At 70.9% G+C, this 2,009-nt stretch carries 1 protein-coding gene, 2 tRNA genes and 1 pseudogene; 2 read left to right on the forward strand and 2 right to left on the reverse strand.

The genetic code is table 11. The features are described 5' to 3' along the window. Window positions 1-257: 257 nt before the first annotated feature. Window positions 258-917 carry a protein-L-isoaspartate O-methyltransferase gene (locus NON00_RS24450; RefSeq protein ID WP_256025413.1) on the reverse strand — a complete coding sequence of 220 codons (660 nt, stop codon included), beginning with the start codon at window positions 915-917 and terminating at the stop codon, window positions 258-260. A gap of 171 nt (window positions 918-1,088) precedes the next feature. Here NON00_RS24450 and NON00_RS24455 point away from each other — a divergent pair. After that, window positions 1,089-1,162, forward strand: a tRNA-Cys gene (locus NON00_RS24455). Window positions 1,163-1,332: 170 nt separating this feature from the next. After that, window positions 1,333-1,408: transfer RNA gene (locus NON00_RS24460), tRNA-Asn, on the forward strand. Window positions 1,409-1,510: 102 nt separating this feature from the next. On the opposite strand, the pseudogene NON00_RS24465 reads toward NON00_RS24460, so the two are convergent. Continuing rightward, window positions 1,511-2,009: pseudogene (locus tag NON00_RS24465) on the reverse strand (phosphonate metabolism protein PhnM); the annotation flags it as partial.

A 2,009-nucleotide genomic window follows, 5' to 3' on the forward strand; every position in this document is an offset into this window, starting at 1 on the left:
TCCTGCAGGCTCTGCGACCAGCCGCTCACAGGTGCCACAACCGGCGCCAGCATCGTCGCCGCCAGCAGCACCAGACGCGGGGAGAGAGGGAAACGGGGCACCGGCACACTCCGTATCAGGCAAACCGGCCAGGACCGGCCGGCGCAGCCTAGCGAAGGGCTGCCCCGCCGGCCAGCCACCTTTAAGGCGGTGGAAACCAAGCCGGCGGAAGGGTGCCGCCGCCCTGGAAGGCGGCGGCGCGGTTCAGACAGGCCGCGTCAGAACACGAAGCCGGGCTGCGGCTGGAATTCCGGCAGCGGCGCGGTGATGCAGTCGAAGGCCTCGGTGATGCTGAAGGAGCCGCCGAGGCGGCGGCCCAGCACGGCGGCACCGGAGCGGCCCGGCTGGCGGCGGACGGTGACGAGGCGGCCACCCTCGGCCAACTGCTCCACCAGGGCGGGCGGAATGGCCGGGACCTGCCCCTCGATCAGGATGGCATCATAGGGCGCGCCGGCGGCATGGCCGGCGCTGGCCGGGCCTTCCACCCACTGCACCTGACCCGGCGCCAGGGACAGCCCGGCGAGGGCGCCACGGCCCAGGGCGGAGAGGGCGGCCTCGCTTTCCACCGCCGTCACCCGCGCGCCCATGCGGGCCAGCACGGCGGCGCCATAGCCGCTGCCGGCGGCCAGCAGCAGCACCGATTCGCCGGCGCGGATCTGCGCCAGCTGCAGCAGGCGGGCCAGCATCATCGGCTGCAGCAGCACGCGGCTACCGCCCAGCGGCACATCCTCATCGGCATGGGCACGGGCCTGCTGGGCCTGGGGCACGAAAAGATGCCGTGGCAGGTCGAGCATCGCCGCGATCACGCGGGCATCCGTCACCTTGTTGGGGCGCAGCTGCCCGTCGACCATCCATTTGCGCGCGCCAGCGAAATCCATCGCGTGCCGTCCTCAACTGCCTGAGGCAAGGACCACTTCCTGTGCCCAATGTTGCGCTTATAGGCGCCCCCTCGCGGCGGGCCAAGCACGAGACACCCCCCACAGGGTGCCGCAAGCCCCGCAAAGCGGCTCTGGACAGCATGCCATGTCTCGGTTAAAGCGCCCCTCGTTGGTCGGTTGGCCGAGTGGTGAGGCTCGGGACTGCAAATCCCGCCACGCCGGTTCGATTCCGGCACCGACCTCCACCTCCCTCTCAAGAAACGTTGTGATGTTGAACAGCACCCTGACGGGTGCTTTTTGCGTTCTGACCCCGTCCGGCGGCTTTTTTCCAGAAAAAGAGTGACGGCGGCGGAATGATGACAAAGACCTCTTGCGAAGCCCCCGCCACCCCGCTAATTACCCGGCCACACGCTGATCCCCGATAGCTCAGCTGGTAGAGCACGCGACTGTTAATCGCTAGGTCGTTGGTTCGAGTCCAACTCGGGGAGCCAATCAGAGAGGGCGCCGGAAACGGCGCCCTTTTCTGTTTCCAGGCGGCAACTCCCCGCACAGGGCGCGGGAGGGGGAACGCCCCCTCCCCGGCCAGCGCCTTCTCAGGCGAAAAGGCGCGCCTCCATCCCCGGCGCGATCCAGGCCAGCCGCCCGGCACAGAACACCGCCACAGGGGCAGGCCGCGCCGGGTCCACCACCACCACATCGCCACGCAGCCCCTCGGCCAGGGCCCCGCGATCGGTGAGGCCGGCGGCGCGGGCCGGGTTGGCGCTGATCAGCGCCCAGGCGGCCGGCAGGTCCAGCACGCCACGCCGGGCCAGGATGAAGGCGGCCTCCAGCAGGCAGGGCCAGACATAATCCGAGGCCAGCACCGTCACGAGGCCACGCTCCGCCAGCGGCGCCGCGCTCGCCCAGCCGAGATGGCTGCCGCCGCGCACCACATTCGGCGCGCCCATCACCACATCCTCGCCGGCCGCGCGGGCGGCGGCGGCCACCGCCTCGGCCATCGGGAATTCGCAGATGGCGGCGCCCAGCCCGCGAAACAGGGCGCGCTCCTCCAGCGTGGCATCGTCATGGCTGGCCATGGGCAGCCCCGCCGCC

It is taken from the genome of Roseomonas sp. GC11 (genome assembly GCF_024437745.1).
Taxonomy (GTDB): Bacteria; Pseudomonadota; Alphaproteobacteria; order Acetobacterales; family Acetobacteraceae; genus Pseudoroseomonas.